We start from the raw sequence: 15697 nt of genomic DNA, 5'->3' as shown, positions 1-15697 counted from the left end.
AATGTCTAATACCAAAACAGAATGGCAAGGCAGTTTAGAGTTAGCCTATGCCGATGATCAGGGTAAAACCTGCTTAGTGCGCGATCGCATAACTTCCCCTCTGAAGGTGCAGCGCCCCTTTTACCCAGAAGGACAAAGGGTTTGTCATACGATAGTCTTACATACAGCCGGGGGTATTGTCGGCGGCGATCGCTTGTCGCAAACCATTCACCTACAAGAAAATGCTCAAGCCTTGATTACCACGGCGGCGGCGAGTAAAATCTATCGCAGCAATGGGCAACGGGCGAGACAAAAGATTCAGATCAAAGTCGAGGCGGGGGCTTGTTTGGAATGGTTCCCTCAGGAAACGATTGTATTTAATGGTGCGGTTTATCAGCAGCAGATGACGGTAGAATTAGCTCCGGGAGCCAGTTGGTTAGCCTGGGAGATTACCCGCTTTGGGCGTACCGCCAGGAAGGAGAGGTTCTTACAAGGGGATTGGCGATCGCATACCGAAATCTGGCAGCAAGGACGCCCGTTGTGGATTGATCGTCAGTGGTTACCAGGCGGGGAAGCGGTACTCGATAGTCCCCATGGATTAGCTGGACAGCCAATTGTCGGAACCCTGATCTGGATGGGACCACCCGTATCATCGGAGATAATAGACAATGCCAGAAGCCTGTGGACAGCAACCCAGCGCCAAGGAAAAGCAGGAGTTACCCAAACTCAGGCACAAGGATTATTATGCCGTTATCGCGGTTCATCAACCACAGAAGTGCGAAACTGGTTTACCCAGGTTTGGCAATGTCTGCGCCTTACTTATTTGGGACGGAATGTTTCCCAACCACGAGTTTGGCTAGTTTAGCCAAAACGCTGAAAGCTACACCCTGTCTCAAAGGACAGCACCCTCGTTGGATAGGTGGGATAATTTTGCCCTTAAACGAGAAAGACAACATTATCACCAATCACCCCACTGGGTCGTATAGAAATATTTCTCGTCAATCCAAGGAAAATTAGGCTTATCTTAAAAGATAAATGTGACAAGAAAGTGATCACCTTAACTGTCATTATAATTTTAGAGGGTTCGGTAAATGTAGCAGGAGTTCAACACCAATAAATCGATTATATTTATGATAAATTTAACTAACCATGAATTAATTCGATATTTGCTTTTAATTATTTTAGGATTGACTTTTTTCAAAGTCATTGTTTATTTTGAAGCCGTTATAGCTATTTTTGTATTAGCCGCAGTACTAGCATTTTTGCTCACCTATCCAGTGAGATGGTTGCAGCATTTTGTCCCACATACTGTTGCCGTTGTTGTGGTATTTTTAATTCTCATTCTTATAGTTTTTATTTTTACGGTTACAATAGGGTTTGCACTTTTATCTCAAGGTCAACAATTAACTAATGAATTACCGGGGATTATTGATCAAGTTATATTTATAGGAGGAAAAGTTGAGAGGTTTTTGGATAGATGGAATCTCCAAATTGACCTCGAAGCCATTGAAGGATTTTTACGCAATCAAATCCTTGCAGGAATTACCATTATTTTAGCAATATTATCCGAATTATTAACCCAGTTCGTTAATCTCATATTGATTACTGTTGTCGCATTTTTTATGTTGCTAGATAGAGGAAGGCTTTGGTCTTTCATTCTTCAACGATTTCCCCCTCCCCTCCGAAATAAGCTAAGCCTTGCTATTCAACGCAACTTTTTAGGATTTTTTTGGGGACGACTTCTACTATCAGCTTTTTTTGGCATTTCTGCCTTTGTTATTTTTGTATTGTTTAGAATTCCCTATGCCTTAGTTTTAGCCGCGATCGCGGGAGTGTTTGATCTGATTCCGGCAATTGGCGCAACCTTAGGGATTACCATTGTCGCATTAATTGTGTTACCTCAAGGAATTTTGCTAAGTATCACTGTTTTAGCGATTTGTGTAACTTTACAACAAGTCGAAGAGAATTTGCTGATGCCTCGAATTATGCAAGGCTCACTTGATATGAATCCAGTTGTCATGTTCTTTGCTTTATTAGTAGGTGCGAGAGTTGCCGGACTTTTGGGAGTTTTTCTGGCAATTCCTTTAGCTGGAGTTATGATCAGTTTGTTTGAAATCAATGAAATGAAGGGAAAAGACTAGTGTAACGTGGCTTCAAATACCCATCAGTTAAAAATAGGTGAAAAAGAAGATACTATAAACAAGTGTAGTCATCTGTCCGGAAGCTTCCTGGCTTATGCCCTGGAGTCTTCTGCGTTATGCCTTTTGCTATAGCACCAAGATCAAGATCAAGATAGACAAGTCATTATGCAACTTTCACCCCAGGAAAAAGATAAATTACTGGTGTTTACCGCCGCCCTATTAGCGGAACGACGCAAAGCACGCGGACTCAAACTGAATTATCCCGAAGCCGTCGCGTATATTTCGGCGGCTATTTTAGAAGGGGCGAGAGAGGGACGCACGGTAGCGGAGTTAATGAGTGATGGCACAACTCTGCTAACACGGGATGATGTCATGGAAGGCATACCAGAGATGGTGCAGGAAGTCCAGATTGAAGCCACGTTTCCGGATGGGACGAAACTCGTCACAGTTCACAATCCCATCCGCTAGGGTACTGGGGACTTTTTGACAAATGACGAATGACAAATGACAAATGACAAATGACAAATGACAAATGACTAAAAATCATCCAACATCCATTCCGACGCCCGTTCCCCCATCTCAATCGGAATGCTCACAGCTTTTCCGAGTCGGGGACGTTCACGAGTTTGCTCGATGTACTCTTGCACTTGGGGAACCGCACCCCAACCATGAAGATAATGGGCAATGGCGTCCAGACGCTCTAGATACTCGACTTCGGACAGGGGAAACGACTTCTGCTCTAGGTACTTCCACATCACCTGAACAAAAATTTTTCCCTGAGTCCGCCGAAGCTGGATGTCATAAGAGCGTCCCCACTTGCTGAGCAGGATTTGGTGCAACTCTTGTCCTGTCATAGATCCCTTACCTGGCTGATTGTTTACATTTTTTTACGAAGATAAAGTTTCTTTACTTTATGAGAAGGGTACAAAGAATGTAATAATACTCATAGCTTAAGCCGTAAATCCTTACTTACATAAGGATTATGGCAACCCTGCTCGCGGTTGAATCCCTCTTCATAAAAGGAGCGGGGTAAAGAAAATGCTGGGAATCATCCCAGAGTTGTTAAAAAAAATATACCCTTAGGCGTTCAGTTATGGCTCAAGTGTCTGGCTCCCCAGATGTCCCCGATATGGGGCGTCGTCAATTTATGAACCTCTTGACGTTTGGTACGATTACGGGTACTTTTGTCGGTGCCCTCTATCCAATCGTCAAGTACTTTATTCCCCCATCAAGTGGTGGTGCTGGCGGTGGTGTCACCGCTAAGGATGCTTTGGGCAATGATATCCAGGTTAGCGAATTTTTAAGCAGCCATAACCCAGGCGATCGCACCTTGGCTCAAGGACTCAAAGGCGATCCCACTTATGTAGTCGTGACCGAAGACAAAGCGATCGCGGACTACGGGATCAACGCGATCTGCACTCACCTGGGATGTGTGGTTCCCTGGAATGCCAGTGAGAACAAATTCGTCTGCCCTTGTCATGGATCTCAGTACAATAGTCAGGGCAAAGTGGTACGCGGACCGGCTCCATTGTCATTAGCCTTGGTTCACGCCGACGTCACCGAAGACGATACCCTGACCTTTTCCCAGTGGACGGAAACCGATTTCCGCACGGATAACGATCCTTGGTGGACTTAATTGTTTTCGTCATTTGTCCTTCGTTAGGGGCAAATGACATAGCCCATTTTTGAATTGTGAATTTTTTCCTTAAGCGATGAGAACACCTTCTTTATCGGTGATGTACAAAAGCAGCAAGCGGATTATTACCCAAGCCCTCTTGCTGACTTTGGCAACAGCGGCATTTTTCTTCATTAGTGATATTTCCCTTCCTCAGTCGGCGGCGGCTTATCCGTTCTGGGCGCAGCAAACCGCCCCGGAAACTCCCCGTGAAGCCACCGGACGGATTGTTTGTGCTAACTGTCACCTCGCGGCGAAACCCACGGAAGTGGAACTTCCCCAATCGGTTAAACCAGATACCGTCTTTGAAGCCGTGGTAAAAATCCCCTATGACCTTGACACCCAACAGGTCTTAGGAGACGGTTCCAAAGGCGGTCTGAATGTCGGCGCTGTGGTTATGTTGCCAGAGGGCTTTAAAATTGCTCCCGAAGACCGCATTCCTGAAGAATTACAGGAAGAAGTCGGCGGACTTTACTTCCAGCCCTATAGTGCCGACCAGGAAAACGTAGTGATTATTGGTCCTCTACCGGGTGAACAGTATCAAGAAATTGTTTTCCCGGTTCTTTCTCCGAATCCAAAAACGGAAAAAGATGTCCATTTTGGCAAATACTCGGTTCACGTTGGTGCTAACCGAGGTCGTGGTCAGGTTTATCCGGCTGGGAATAAGAGTAACAACACGGTCTACAATTCCGCAAAAGCCGGTTTAATTTCTCAAATTACCAAGTTAGAAGAAGGCGGCTACGACGTTACTCTTCAAACCCCTGAGGGTGACACAGTTGTAAATACCATTCCTGCAGGACCCGAATTAGTGGTTTCCGAAGGGCAAGAGGTCGCCGCAGGTGAGGCGCTAACCACTGATCCTAATGTCGGTGGATTTGGTCAAGTAGACGGTGAAATTGTCTTACAAGACCCGGCTCGGATTAAGTGGCTAATGGTCTTCATTGTTGCGATTATGTTTTCTCAACTCTTCCTCGTCTTGAAGAAAAAGCAGATTGAGAAAGTACAAGCGGCTGAAATGAATTTCTAAGTCCAGCACTTATTCATTTGAGCCAACTCATTTCAAATAAATAAAATAAGGGACAGGCTAACTAACCTGTCCCTTGTTGGTACTATCGGAGCTTTATGAGATTGCTTTCACCCAAGACAAGAGTCGCGAGTGATTACTACTCAGCCTCTTTTTCTTCACCTTCATTTTCATTTTCGTTTTTGGTATCACGATTACCAAAATAGCGCTTGTTTCTTGAGAAAGAAGAAGAAGAAGACTTCTTGCGAAACTGCCGAGCATAAGCTTGGTTGCGAGAGGCTTTCTCTTTTTTCAAATTGCGGCGTTTAGCCATTTTAGATGTCTCCATCAATACAACAAAACGCTTCTGTAGATTCACACATAAGCGCCACAGTCAACTCAAAACCTAGAAGCGGTTGTTTCGGCGACCACCACCGCTTTTGGGACGATCTTCACGAGGTCGCGCTTGATTGACCTTGAGTTCACGACCCATCCATTCAGCGCCGTTTAGCTCAGAAATTGCTGAGGCTTCTTCGTCTTCCGTCCCCATTTCCACAAAGCCAAACCCGCGCAGGCGACCTGTTTCACGATCAGTCGGCAGATGAACTCGCTTGACGGTACCGTACTCGGCAAAGACTTCGCTAAGGTCTTCAGAGGTAACGGAATAGTCGAGATTGCCTACATAAATTGACATCGATTGATGTTCTCCCCAATCAAAAAGTGTGTCGAGAGCCAAGATTTCGGAGAACAGCCTGTCAATACTTTAGGGGAAAAACCTATGAATACTGAAAACAAACGTAGTCACCGCTTTGAGTCTCAATAGACATTGTAACGAATTCCTGCCCTGTTAGGGGATATTGCTGATCATTCCCCTGACAGACATGCCGCCTAAGCATTTTCAAGCCAAGTCTTGAGGTAGATGACAGGGGAAGACATCGATCGCAGACAATAGATAGACCGATCAAGACCTGTCTATGCGCGTATCGGCAAAAACGATTCAAATCCTGCTGACGATCATCGCTACTATCTTAGCGATCGCGGCGCTTAAGGCAACCAGTGCGATTACCATCCCCTTAGCGTTTGCCTTTTTCATCGCGGTGTTAGTCCATCCCCTGCAACGTTGGCTCAACCGTCATGTCCCCCATTGGCTGAGTTTGGTCATTGTCATGCTAGTCCTGGCTGGCGTTGTCGGGTTAGCCATCGGCGCACTGCTACTGAGTGCGGAAATCGTGGAACCGAAGGCACCCCAATACCTTGACCGTTTGCAGCAGATGTTCCAGAATGCGATGGCGTGGGCAAAACAACGGGGGCTTCCAGTAGAACAGTTATCCTCCCAAGATTCCCAGGGTCAATTAACCAATGAAGCGATCGGCGGACTCAAGTTTCTCTGGGATGGGTTAAGCCTATTTATTTTAATAATCTCGCTACTTGTCTTACTTTTACTCGAAGTCGGACAGTACCGAGAAAAAATTGAACGGAGTTTGGCGTCTAAAACCAGTGCTAAGGTGGTCAATGCTGTCGCTAGAATGAGCGATAAGCTGCGAAGCTATCTTCTAATTCAGTCGTTCACCTGTGTCCTGACGGGTATACTGACGGGTTTATGGTGTTGGGTGCTAGGGGTAGATTTTGCCGTGGTTTGGGGATTAGTCGCATTTGTTCTCAACTACGTCCCTACTCTCGGTTCGATTGTCGCGGTACTCCCGCCCACTCTACTGGCGCTAATTTTTCAAGGAATCGGGCGGGGAGTAGCCACGTTGGTGGGTTTGGCTGTCATTCAGGTGATTTTAGGCAACTTCGTTGATCCCCGTCTTCAGGGACGTACCCTTAAGCTTTCACCCTTTGTGGCGCTATTGTCGATTGTATTCTGGGGTTGGGTGTGGGGTATTCCGGGCGCACTACTGGGTATTCCTATGACCATGTCTCTAATTGTATTTAGTCAAGAGTTTAAATCAACTCGCGCGATCGCACTCCTGTTTGGTGATACTGATGATCCAGAATTGAAAAAGAAATTGAAGTAGGTATTTGTCCTACATCGGGGTGGCTGAATAAGCATTGTGGTAAGGAGAGGAAACAGGGAACAGTAATCAAGTTTCTGCTTTCTGCTATAACTTTAAATCTCTACCCACAGATAGGCTCAATGCCCAATTCAACTCGGTATTCTGAGTGAAGACCGCTATAGGAGACGATTTATGCCTGTTGCCAAAGTTATTGAAGTTGTTTCTTCCTCGTCAAAAAGTTTTGATGATGCCATACAACAAGGTTTAGCCGAAACAGCCACTTCTCTAAAGGGTATTAGCGGATTAGAAGTTGTTAATTGGACGGCTGATGTTGAAAACGATAAGATCGTGACTTACAAGGTGACGATGCATATTGCTTTCAAGGTTGAGCGTTAATCATCAATCCTCTGAACTATTAGAATATCCGAAAAGATACGTTCTGCAAGATTCTCAAGACTTTTTTTGATGATTGAATCTACACAAACACCCGTTCCACCAGCCAAACCCCCTGAACCGTCTAAACCTGATGCCATTCCGGTAGAACCGCCACCCCCTCCACCTCCTGTGCAACCGCCACCCCCACCGGTTGATCCCACAAAGGAAAAAGATAAGTAAGTAGGGTCTGCTGAATAAGTCTGGTGGTGGGGGAAGAGAGCAGAGGGAGCAAGGGGAGCAAGGGTACTGATATGATGAATGCGATCGCGATACCGAACTTAAAACAATTGTATCGAGTCAGAGAGCTTTTATTGACTTCCACAAGTGCGAAAATCTATGGCAATATGCACTTGTTTTCCCCGATAGGGTTCAGCGGTAAGTATCACTGTGCCATCTTTGTCAACAACCCAACCTTGGGCTTCAATTAAGGGTGGAGGGTTCATTTGGGATAGCTGAGAATTAGTAGGAGTTGAGGATGAAAAACTCTGGCTGGATAACCGTCGCGTATCTTCCCAAATTGCTCGTCCAGACAGGTATTGACTGGGAGAATGAGGAATTCCACCGCGTCCGGTGACCACAAAACGATCGCCTGTATCCGCCGGACAGCCGGAAATGATTTGCCCAGAGGGATCAGAGAAGGTTGAGGGCAGTTCAATTAACCCTCGTGAGGGGTCAATATTCGGTGTATTAATTACAATGGGACCGTCAATTCCTAATTCTGAACTGGCAGTAATATCACTTTTTGGGGTTAATTGGTCACTCATTTGTAACCCCAAAATCAGTTGGGTAGTAATCGTAATACTACCACCATTTCCCTCAAAGGCATTCGCCGTAATATCACTATTTTCCGACAGCACCCCCACAATAAAATTAGCATCAACTGTTAGATCTCCCCCATTACCACCGCCACTATCGGCTGTGCCTGCACGGGTAGATAGTTGACTATTGTTTCGCAAGATAAATATCTCGGCTACCTTGAGGTTAATATTCCCCCCTTCTCCGGATAGACTCGTTGCTGAAATTAACCCTTGATCTAAGAACAGAGAGCGGACATCAATATTGATATCGCCAGCATTGCCTGTCCCTGTCGCACTCACCGATACCGCTGCGCGATCGCGAATATTTAATTCACTCGTGGGACTATTAATATTGATATCCCCCCCATCGCCGGATGCAGATTGAGTTGAGGAGGCAAATAAACCCGTACCTAGGAGAGTGCCTTGATTATTGGGATCAGAAAGTTTAATCGACTCCGACACATTCACATTTAAATCACCCGCTTGTCCAGAATTAAATGTAGTGGTTAATACCTGCGCTCCCCCGCGTGCAACAAGCTGAGGAGAGGTTAGGGTAACATTGCCTGATGCCGCCTGATCAAACGTTCCCGAACCCAACAGAGAATTGTCTAACTCGATCTGATTCGTCGCATCAATCTGAATATTTCCCCCCCTACCTTGATTGAGCGTCGTGGTAGCAATCAATCCACCATCACGGGCAATAAAATTTGGGGTTTCAATGAAGACATTACCCGCCCTTCCTTCTCCATCCGTAACCGTGACAATTCCCTGACTAAAATTATCCAGGGTAAGCGTATCTGCAAACGCCGGACGCACAAATTGCTCTTGCAAGGCATCAAATCCTGCCCCAATAACTTCAATGGATTCGGAAGCGCGAATCTGAATATTCCCACCCTTTCCAGAACGTGATGTCGAGGCATTAATTCGACTGTTATTCAGTTGCAGACTTTCTAGATTCAGTCGAATAGTACCCCCATCTCCGAAACTACGGGTTGCTGAGGTGATCTCTCCACCTTGTTGGACAATCAAATCTTGGCTAGTAATGTCTATATCGCCAGCATTGCCCGATTCATTCGGCGAAAATAAATCTGTGGCGATAGAACTAGGAAAACTGCCATCCGCCGATCTGCCAATCACTTCAATGAACTCAGCATTCTTAATCGTTAATTGTCCGCCATTGCCATCTGCTCCAGTATTTCCGAGAACGCCAGCACCATTACGAATGCTCAAGTTACGCACATCTAAGGTTAAGTCTCCGGCATTGCCATCACCCCCCGTAGATGTGCTAATCAAAGCTCCATCTGTTAGAGTAACGTTCTCCGCCGTCAGGGTTAAATCCCCAGCATCTTCACCCAAAGTTCCCGTACCGATACCTCCCTCTCCTTGTAAAAAGACATCTGTGGCATTAACCGTTAAATCTCCCCCCTCACCCTGTTTGACAAAGGTAGTAATTCCGCCACCGTCGCGAATGGATAATCGCCCAGTATTAATTATTAAATTGCCAGAGTTCCCACGACCCGACGCTGATGTGGAGATTCCTGTATCACCTTGCAAGGGGATTTGAGCCAATTCAACAGGATTGGGATTAAACGCACCGGGTTGATTGCCAATAATTTCAATGGACTCCGTGGCGTTAATCGTGACATTTCCGGCATTACCACTATTGCTTAGATCGGTACTAGAACCAACCCCCACGCCGAATGGAAATGTTGTCTCAGGGTCTTGGATAATCGTTAACCGACGGGTATTTAGGTTGATATCCCCCGCGTCAGCACTACTCATTTCAGCACTACCCGGAACAGGAGCAGCCGCCGTCCCAATATTACTATTCCGAATCACTATGTCATCAGCAGCATTAATCTGTACCATTCCTCCTTGAGCTTCATTGAAGGCAAAGGAGAAAATAGATCCATCTTCGACTCGGATGGATTGAGCGGTAATCGTAATTCCCTTGGCAATGCCAGGAAGTCTGCCACTGTTGGTGATACTGTTTCCTCTGAGCCAAAACAGTCCACCACTGTTAAGCGTGATTTGTCCGGCAAAATTGCCATCCGATGCGATGGTTTTATTAACACTCAGATCCCCGATCGCATTGAGTGAGATATCTCCGGCTTGATTCTCGGAATTGGCAACAATATTTCCCATCGTATTTAGATCTCCGGCTGCATCAACAGAGATATCACCCGCTTGATTGCTACCATCGCTAACCAGAGCCGCCGTAGTCGCGATCGCACCATTTTCACTTTTGAGGGTAATGTTCCCGCCGATTTCTCCCCTTGAGGCAATATTCTGGTTAATACTCAGATTCTCGTGAGCCTCAACAGAGATATCTCCCCCTTGATTTAGACTATTAGTAACCAGAGCCGCTGTAGTGGTGATCCCTCCATTCTCGCTTTTGAGGGTAATGTTCCCACCGATTTCTCCCATTGCGCTAATATTCCGGTTAACACTCACATCTCTGATCGCATTGAGTGAGATATCTCCAGCTTGATTCTCGGAATTGGCAATAATATTTCCCATCGTATTTAGATCTCCGGCTGCATCAACAGAGATATCACCCGCTTGATTGACACCATCGCTAACCAGAGACGCCGTAGTTGCGATCGCGCCATTTTCACTGTTGAGGGTAATGTTCCCCCCAGCTATTTCTCCACTTGAATCGATATTCCCCTCAATATCAAGATTCTCGCTCGCCTCAACAGAGATATCACCCGCTTGATTGCTACCTTGGCTAACCAGAGACGCTGTAGTGGTGATCCCTCCATTTTCGCTTTTGAGGGTAATGTTCCCGCCGATTTCTCCCCTAGAACTGATATTCCGGTTGACACTCAGATTCTCGCTCGCATTGAGTAAGATATTACCTGCTTGATTGCTACCATTGCTAACCAGAGGCGCTGTAGTGGTGATCCCTCCATTTTCACTGTTGAGGGTAATATTCCCGCCGATTTCTCCCTCGGATCTGATATTCCGGTTGACACTCAGATTCTCGCTCGCATTGAGTAAGATATCACCTGCTTGATTGCTACCATTGCTAACCAGAGGCGCTGTAGTTGCGATCGCGCCATTTTCACTGTTGAGGGTAATGTTCCCCCCAGCTATTTCTCCACTTGAATCGATATTCCCATCAATATCAAGATTCTCGCTCGCCTCAACAGAGATATCACCCGCTTGATTGATACCTTGGCTAACCAGAGACGCCGTAGTTGCGATCGCGCCATTGTCACTGTTGAGGGTAATGTTCCCGCCGATTTCTCCCCTAGAACTGATATTCCCATTAATATCAAGCTTCTCGCTAGCATCAACAGAGATATCACCCGCTTGATTTAGACTATCGCTGATCAGCATGGCGGAGGTAGCGATCGCGCCATTTTCACTGTTGAGAGTAATATTCCCGCCGATGCCTTCAGTAGAGGTTGAGAGGATATTCTCATTAACACTCAGATTACCGCCAGCCTCCAGTAAGATATTACCCCCTTGATTGAGTCCATCGCTAGTCACAAAATCTGTGGTGGTGATCGCCCCGTTTTCACTTTTAATGGTGATATTACCGCCATTGTTCGCCACAACATCCCCGATAATATCTCGTCCAGTATTTACAATTCCGGTGGTGACATTACCCAAGGCAAACAAGGTAATATCACCACTGCTGCCGCTATTGCCTAAAACATCGGCGCTGCTGATTGTACTATTGGCGGTGTTAATTTGGCTGGTATCGGCAAAGGTTCCGGAGGTAATCTCGATTCTCCCACCCAGAGATGTCAGAGTAGAATCGGGATTCATTAAAAACTGAGCGACTCCAGCATCCCGTTGAGACGCGATCGCATTTTCGTCATTAATTTTGGCAATAAAGTCTCCACCAATCAGAAAGATTAGCTGACCATTAGCAATAGTAATCGAACGTCCTGCCTGTAACGTTAGACTATTGCTTGATGGGCTAAAAAGACTCTGATTAATAGCAATATCATTATTTGCCTGTAACGTGACAGAGTTAGTGGCGAGAGCCGAGCCAAGCACATTACCATTAATAATCGATACCTCTGTTGGATTCGTCTCAAAGGTTTGCCCATCAGCGGGGTCACTTCCATCCGCTTGAATCAAAATATTTTTTGGGTCGAGTAACAGGGTTCCCACGTCTCCCAAAGGTGCTGTGGTATCCACGATTCCGGTAAACTCTAAATATCCGCCGGATACGTCCACAAACCCACCATTGGATTGAGGCGTGTCACTCGCACCACGGGCGGTAATCGTTCCTTCAAATTGCGTTGTTTCATTGCCCCGAATAATTACGCTACCGCCATCCCCCTGATTCAGAGAATCGGCTTGAATTTGCACGTTCTCAGCAATGGTTACTTGTTCCCCTTGACCAATAGTGACGCTACCGCCACCTGTAAGAGAAGACACATCAATTCTGGCAGTTTCTAATAACTGAACCTCCTCACCGAATACCTGAATCGTACCGCCGGGAGCGGTCAATGAACCCGTACTAATCACCCTATCTCCCGCTAGCGTCAAGGTTTGTCCTGTAGCGACGGTTAACTGTCCCTGATTCCGAATTTCGGCTTGCTGTTGACGCAGGGCGTCTAAAAATAAGACACCGGGTTGAATCGCCAACAGTTGGCTGTCTTGGGGATTAGTCGCCCGAAACATTCCATCGTCTCCCAACTGAATCCCATCAGCGGTACTAGCAACAAAAGAACCCGCAACATCTAATTTGGCATCAACACCAAAGAGAATGCCATTGGGATTGAGTAAAAAGAGGTTAGCATTGCCATCAACACCTAAAGTACCGAAGATATTCGATAAGTTATCCCCTGTAACCCGCGTTAGGATATTGGCGATGCCATCCGGATTGGCAAAGTAAACCTGTTGGTCTAAATTAACGTTAAACTCGGTAAAACTATGGAACAAGTTACTCCCACGCTTTGCGCCACCTTCAATTAAGTCTCGCGCACCTTGAGGACTAACGATAGAGTTTTCTGTGCCTAACGTATTATCGGGGATTAACTGAGCCTGAACCGTCGGATTGAAGAGGGTTAGCCAGATTAACGGTAATGTCAACGTCCGCCCCTGTTTGAGAAACTTGATTATCTTCATCAATCCTAGCCCCCTGCTTCTAGCAAAGCCCAACCCTAATAATACTCCAAGAATGGAAAAAAACAAGGGCAATGGAGAAGGTAGAGGGATGGGAGACTCATCTTAGGGATTTGCTGAATTAATCGGGAAGCTCTACTATACAAGGAGAGAGCTATTTTTTTACCCAATAATTGCTTTCATTTTTACACCGATACAAAAGGGATGATTTTGTCAGGAATAGGTAATGACAACAGCTACGTTTGAACTAGGCGAACATCGGGTCATTCTGTCAAATATCAGTTGGCAAACGTTTGAGCGGTTACTTGCAGACTTAGGGAAAAACCGCTGCACTCGTTTGGCTTACAATGACGGCGTATTAGAAATTATGACGCCCTTGGGATCTCATGAAAATAATAACCGCTTTATTGAAAGCTTAATTGGCGCGATCGCGGATGAATTAAATCTCAACCTCAAACGGTTTGGTTCTCTCACTCTAAAGCGAGAAAAATGGCAAAAAGGGGGAGAACCTGACTCCTGTTACTACATCCAAAATGAACCCAAGGTTAGACATAAACAAGAGATTGATTTGGCGAATGATCCGCCACCCGATCTAGTATTAGAGATTGACATTACCAGTGGTTCTATGGATAAACTCCCAATTTATGCCCCGATTGGTGTACCAGAACTGTGGCGTTATGATGGACGTAAACTCGATGTATTTGTTTTATCTCCAGAATCAACGAGTTATCAATCTGTGGAGAAAAGTCCGACGTTTCCATGGCTATCTTTAGCCGCAATTCCTCAGTTTATTCGGCAAAGTTTAGCGGATGGAGAAACCGCAACATTACGGGCGTTTCGGACTTGGGTGAGAGAACAGCAGTCGGATTAGAGATATAGCACTACCGGGATACGTTAGGACATTCCCCTGTTGCCTGTTGTCTTTTCACCCAATTTTATTGTCCTAACCTCAATGCGTAATGCTATAAAAGGCGATCGCACTCCTTAAACTGTAGATTAGCTAATCTAATTCCTCTTCGCCAATATCCGCTAAAGCTAGGGGTTCATGCCCTGGTGTTCGCAACGATTCCACTAACTGTTGTATCTCTGCAGGTGGTGCGGGGGTGAGGCGAGAAACAATCGCAGTCACGAGAAAATTTAGCACCATTCCCACTGTACCAATGCCTTCAGCGGAAATACCAAAAAACCAGGTTGGCATCTGGTAAAATTTGACGCCAATAATATAGATAGTCGTGAACACTAACCCCACAATCATACCCGCGATCGCGCCTTCTCGGTTAGTCCGCTGATCAAATATGCCTAAGATAATCACTGGGAAGAAACTAGCGGCGGCTAACCCAAAGGCAAAGGCGACTACTTGCGCCACAAAACCGGGGGGATTAATGCCAAAATACCCGGCAATGACAATAGCGAATCCCACCATAAATCGACCCACTAATAACCGTTGGGCTTCTGAGGCGTTAGGGTTGATAATTCGGTAATAGACATCATGCGCCACAGAACTGGAAATCACCAGTAATAACCCCGATGCCGTTGATAGCGCGGCAGCTAATCCACCAGCAGCAACTAAAGCAATTACCCAGGGTGCAAGTTGGGCGACTTCTGGGGTAGAGAGGACAATAATATCTCGGTCAATGGTAATTTCGTTTGTCTCGGTATCGGGGGTTAATTGAATTCGTCCATCCCCATTCTTATCATCAAACGCCAATAATCCGGTGTTTTCCCACTTGGTTGCCCAATCCAGTTTACGCACTTCTTCAATCGTATTATTGTGTAAGGTTTGAATCAGGTTATATCGGGCAAATCCGGCAATAGCGGGCGCGGTGGTATAAAGAATTGCAATAAACAACAATGCCCACCCGGCGGAATATCGAGCCGCACGCACATTAGGAACCGTATAAAATCGGACAATAACATGGGGTAATCCGGCGGTTCCCACCATCAGGGCGATGGTAATAAATAGGACATCCAACATGGATTTATGGGTAAAGGGTTGGGTATACTCCGCAAACCCTAAATCCACTTGAATTCCATTCAGGCGTTCCATAATATCACTGAACGTAAATCCCAATTGAGGAACCGGATTATTCGTTAGCAGGATAGAGATTGCGATCGCGGGAATTAGATAGGCGATAATTAAGACAAAGTATTGTGCTACTTGTGTCCAAGTAATCCCCTTCATTCCCCCCAAGATGGCGAAAAAGGCGACAATTACCATCCCAATAATCACACCCGTATTAATATCCACCTGTAAGAAACGACTGAAGACAATTCCCACACCCCGCATTTGTCCCGCCACATAGGTGAGAGAGACAAAAATTGCCGCCACCACCGCCACCAAACGTGCTGTACGGGAATAGTAGCGATCGCCAACAAAATCGGGTACAGTATATTTACCAAACTTCCGTAAATAGGGTGCTAGCAGTAGGGCGAGTAAGACCATGGGTGTCAACTTAAGCCACATTACCCACGATAGGATACTGGGTGTGGGGTATGGGGTGTGGGGTGTGGGGGAAAGCGAGCAATTTTGGGGAGCTATGTATTAAACGGAACCTGTTTGAAAAAAATATTGTGGATGA

At 45.9% G+C, this 15697-nt stretch carries 14 protein-coding genes; 9 read left to right on the top strand and 5 right to left on the bottom strand.

What is annotated here, in order from left to right:
- The first annotated feature begins 1 nt into the window (after position 1).
- The 3 genes from RIG66_RS32840 to ureA all read left to right on the top strand — a co-directional run bounded on the left by RIG66_RS32840 (position 2) and on the right by ureA (position 2588).
- Positions 2 to 844, top strand: a complete 843-nt coding sequence (locus tag RIG66_RS32840) for an urease accessory protein UreD (RefSeq protein WP_446384153.1) — start codon at positions 2 to 4, stop codon at positions 842 to 844.
- A 265-nt stretch (positions 845 to 1109) separates the two neighbouring features.
- On the top strand, positions 1110 to 2120 hold the full coding sequence (locus RIG66_RS32835) for an AI-2E family transporter (protein WP_446384151.1): 1011 nt from the start codon (positions 1110 to 1112) through the stop codon (positions 2118 to 2120).
- A gap of 165 nt (positions 2121 to 2285) precedes the next feature.
- Positions 2286 to 2588 (top strand): urease subunit gamma, encoded by a 303-nt coding sequence (gene ureA, locus RIG66_RS32830; RefSeq protein WP_006104853.1) that lies wholly within the window; start codon positions 2286 to 2288, stop codon positions 2586 to 2588.
- Between the two features lie 68 nt (positions 2589 to 2656).
- Here the strand turns inward: ureA and RIG66_RS32825 are convergent, their stop codons facing one another.
- Positions 2657 to 2974 (bottom strand): DUF3067 family protein, encoded by a 318-nt coding sequence (locus RIG66_RS32825; protein WP_006104969.1) that lies wholly within the window; start codon positions 2972 to 2974, stop codon positions 2657 to 2659.
- A 239-nt stretch (positions 2975 to 3213) separates the two neighbouring features.
- Between RIG66_RS32825 and petC the strand changes: the two genes are divergently transcribed.
- Together petC and petA are read left to right on the top strand one after the other, a co-directional pair.
- Positions 3214 to 3756, top strand: a complete 543-nt coding sequence (petC, locus tag RIG66_RS32820) for a cytochrome b6-f complex iron-sulfur subunit (RefSeq protein ID WP_446384149.1) — start codon at positions 3214 to 3216, stop codon at positions 3754 to 3756.
- Positions 3757 to 3832: 76 nt separating this feature from the next.
- Positions 3833 to 4822: a cytochrome f gene (gene petA, locus RIG66_RS32815; protein WP_446384147.1), complete on the top strand. Its 990-nt coding sequence runs from the start codon at positions 3833 to 3835 to the stop codon at positions 4820 to 4822.
- Between the two features lie 136 nt (positions 4823 to 4958).
- Here the strand turns inward: petA and RIG66_RS32810 are convergent, their stop codons facing one another.
- Positions 4959 to 5132 carry a hypothetical protein gene (locus RIG66_RS32810; protein WP_006104830.1) on the bottom strand — a complete coding sequence of 58 codons (174 nt, stop codon included), beginning with the start codon at positions 5130 to 5132 and terminating at the stop codon, positions 4959 to 4961.
- Positions 5133 to 5204: 72 nt separating this feature from the next.
- On the bottom strand, positions 5205 to 5492 hold the full coding sequence (locus RIG66_RS32805) for an RNA recognition motif domain-containing protein (RefSeq protein ID WP_006104844.1): 288 nt from the start codon (positions 5490 to 5492) through the stop codon (positions 5205 to 5207).
- 280 nt (positions 5493 to 5772) lie between these two features.
- Here RIG66_RS32805 and RIG66_RS32800 point away from each other — a divergent pair, with 280 nt between their 5' ends.
- The 3 genes from RIG66_RS32800 to RIG66_RS32790 all read left to right on the top strand — a co-directional run bounded on the left by RIG66_RS32800 (position 5773) and on the right by RIG66_RS32790 (position 7410).
- On the top strand, positions 5773 to 6816 hold the full coding sequence (locus RIG66_RS32800) for an AI-2E family transporter (RefSeq protein ID WP_446384145.1): 1044 nt from the start codon (positions 5773 to 5775) through the stop codon (positions 6814 to 6816).
- Between the two features lie 171 nt (positions 6817 to 6987).
- The gene (locus RIG66_RS32795) at positions 6988 to 7191 is read left to right on the top strand and encodes a dodecin family protein (RefSeq protein WP_446384143.1); all 204 of its coding nucleotides are present in this window, start codon (positions 6988 to 6990) and stop codon (positions 7189 to 7191) included.
- 69 nt (positions 7192 to 7260) lie between these two features.
- Entirely contained in the window at positions 7261 to 7410 is a 150-nt protein-coding gene (locus tag RIG66_RS32790; protein WP_446384141.1) for a hypothetical protein, read from the top strand.
- Positions 7411 to 7538: 128 nt separating this feature from the next.
- Here the strand turns inward: RIG66_RS32790 and RIG66_RS32785 are convergent, their stop codons facing one another.
- Positions 7539 to 13121 (bottom strand): two-partner secretion domain-containing protein, encoded by a 5583-nt coding sequence (locus RIG66_RS32785; protein WP_446384139.1) that lies wholly within the window; start codon positions 13119 to 13121, stop codon positions 7539 to 7541.
- 223 nt (positions 13122 to 13344) lie between these two features.
- Here RIG66_RS32785 and RIG66_RS32780 point away from each other — a divergent pair, with 223 nt between their 5' ends.
- Positions 13345 to 13989 carry a Uma2 family endonuclease gene (locus tag RIG66_RS32780; protein ID WP_446384137.1) on the top strand — a complete coding sequence of 215 codons (645 nt, stop codon included), beginning with the start codon at positions 13345 to 13347 and terminating at the stop codon, positions 13987 to 13989.
- Between the two features lie 129 nt (positions 13990 to 14118).
- Here RIG66_RS32780 and RIG66_RS32775 read toward each other — a convergent pair whose 3' ends face one another.
- On the bottom strand, positions 14119 to 15582 hold the full coding sequence (locus RIG66_RS32775) for a sodium:solute symporter family protein (RefSeq protein ID WP_446384135.1): 1464 nt from the start codon (positions 15580 to 15582) through the stop codon (positions 14119 to 14121).
- Positions 15583 to 15697: the final 115 nt, after the last annotated feature.

Source organism: Coleofasciculus sp. E2-BRE-01, assembly GCF_040221695.1.
Classification (GTDB): Bacteria; Cyanobacteriota; Cyanobacteriia; order Cyanobacteriales; family Coleofasciculaceae; genus Coleofasciculus.
Note: the sequence above shows the minus strand (reverse complement) of the source record. Positions and strands in the feature narration are given on the sequence as shown.

Coding starts and splice junctions, on each gene's coding strand:
- RIG66_RS32780 (WP_446384137.1), top strand. CDS start 13,345: ATGACAACAGCTACGTTTGAACTAGGCGAACATCGGGTCATTCTGTCA.
- petC (WP_446384149.1), top strand. CDS start 3,214: ATGGCTCAAGTGTCTGGCTCCCCAGATGTCCCCGATATGGGGCGTCGT.
- RIG66_RS32785 (WP_446384139.1), bottom strand. CDS start 13,121: ATGAAGATAATCAAGTTTCTCAAACAGGGGCGGACGTTGACATTACCG.
- RIG66_RS32810 (WP_006104830.1), bottom strand. CDS start 5,132: ATGGCTAAACGCCGCAATTTGAAAAAAGAGAAAGCCTCTCGCAACCAA.
- RIG66_RS32805 (WP_006104844.1), bottom strand. CDS start 5,492: ATGTCAATTTATGTAGGCAATCTCGACTATTCCGTTACCTCTGAAGAC.
- RIG66_RS32790 (WP_446384141.1), top strand. CDS start 7,261: ATGATTGAATCTACACAAACACCCGTTCCACCAGCCAAACCCCCTGAA.
- RIG66_RS32775 (WP_446384135.1), bottom strand. CDS start 15,582: ATGTGGCTTAAGTTGACACCCATGGTCTTACTCGCCCTACTGCTAGCA.
- RIG66_RS32825 (WP_006104969.1), bottom strand. CDS start 2,974: ATGACAGGACAAGAGTTGCACCAAATCCTGCTCAGCAAGTGGGGACGC.
- RIG66_RS32835 (WP_446384151.1), top strand. CDS start 1,110: ATGATAAATTTAACTAACCATGAATTAATTCGATATTTGCTTTTAATT.
- RIG66_RS32800 (WP_446384145.1), top strand. CDS start 5,773: ATGCGCGTATCGGCAAAAACGATTCAAATCCTGCTGACGATCATCGCT.
- petA (WP_446384147.1), top strand. CDS start 3,833: ATGAGAACACCTTCTTTATCGGTGATGTACAAAAGCAGCAAGCGGATT.
- RIG66_RS32840 (WP_446384153.1), top strand. CDS start 2: ATGTCTAATACCAAAACAGAATGGCAAGGCAGTTTAGAGTTAGCCTAT.
- ureA (WP_006104853.1), top strand. CDS start 2,286: ATGCAACTTTCACCCCAGGAAAAAGATAAATTACTGGTGTTTACCGCC.
- RIG66_RS32795 (WP_446384143.1), top strand. CDS start 6,988: ATGCCTGTTGCCAAAGTTATTGAAGTTGTTTCTTCCTCGTCAAAAAGT.